This window comes from Acinetobacter sp. YH12072, from assembly GCF_013419565.1.
Taxonomy (GTDB): Bacteria; Pseudomonadota; Gammaproteobacteria; order Pseudomonadales; family Moraxellaceae; genus Acinetobacter.
Genome location: NZ_VOZV01000092.1, coordinates 1 through 1,286, shown reverse-complemented (window position 1 = coordinate 1,286; position 1,286 = coordinate 1). Strand labels below are relative to the sequence as shown.

The 1,286-nt window shown below is 33.7% G+C and carries 1 protein-coding gene; it reads left to right on the top strand.

Going from position 1 to position 1,286, the window contains the following annotated elements:
• The first annotated feature begins 305 nt into the window (after nucleotides 1-305).
• Entirely contained in the window at nucleotides 306-638 is a 333-nt protein-coding gene (locus tag FTU19_RS16140) for a hypothetical protein (RefSeq protein WP_180003639.1), read from the top strand.
• Nucleotides 639-1,286 lie beyond the last annotated feature (648 nt).

Sequence of the window (1,286 nt, the reverse complement as noted above, 5' to 3'; positions counted from 1 at the left end):
GATGCCATTTTTCTTTATACTGTCACTGAGGCAGGTTGGACATTTGATTTCTAGAGTTATTCGCATTTCTCTATTTTATCAAAATTCAACCTGCTTTGTTTCAGCATACTTTTTGAAACACCACCAGTTTTTCGACATGGGCTGAGAGCAATTCAGGACAGATTCAGATTCTGATAGGCATATTAGCGCTAAGTCTTGCAATTTTTGGTTATAGACAAATAATTGAACAGATAAAAATTGCAAAAAAACAGGAAGATCGTGCAGATGAACAAAGAAAATTTGAATTAAAGATACAATCCCTTAATATGTCACTCATAGCTTTAGATAAAAACGCATTAAAAATAAATAATTTTAAAAAAATATTGAAATTGTCGGAAGGGTCTATCAAATCACTCGATCAGAATAGCGAAGTAATAGAAGGTGATATTCGAAAGTTAATTACACTCACTAAAGAAAAAATTAACCATGCTGAAGAAGTCCAAGAAGATATTTTTGATATGTGTAAGCGTATAAACAGAAAGAGCGCTTTCCATAGTCTAGATGAGCTAACTGCTATATATGATGTATTAATTTCTATAATAAATGATGCAAATAATACTGACTTAATGAGACATCACTTTACGATAACTGAAGATTAACAATCTCATATCACACAAAAATCCTCAGCCTCACTACTCACCCTACCCCATTAACTGAATAAGGCTTTTCGTATGCAGCCTCTAACATGTCAGCAATATCTTCGATCCCGGGTGTAGTAAGTATTTGCCAGCACTTTGATATACGCCCAGTGATCAGGGCCAGCACATCAATCGATAATTTCTATTTATTCACAAAGGGTTGAGTGCTTTATGTCGCGTGTCATAAAAATGAATATCTGGAAGCCCTGCCTTTTGCTTTCTACGTTTCCATATCAACTTAAATGAATTCTCTTTTTGAGGGATTAATATTAAGTCCGTCATATTGAATCAAATCCAGAAGCTCTATAGCCTTTATAGTTAACGGCATATTAAGTGCATCACCATTTTTAGTCTTTGGCAGATGAACATTTCTATCGTAAATATTTTTTATCTTTATACCCATTTCCCCCATCACATTGCAGTTTTAAGTGCAAACCGAAATGTCCATATAACAGAATGATCTGACCTTATTCATAGCATTATTTTATTACGCAGATTCAAATCCCAAGTGCAACACATTTGTAATTAGTTGAAAAAGTTAGGTGTATTCATAGAATCATTAGACTTTTTCAACTCGCAATTGGAAAGCACACAATGAAGAAATACACC

Excerpts from the sequence above, each read along its gene's own strand:
- FTU19_RS16140 (WP_180003639.1), top strand. The coding sequence starts at position 306 with ATGTCACTCATAGCTTTAGATAAAAACGCATTAAAAATAAATAATTTT.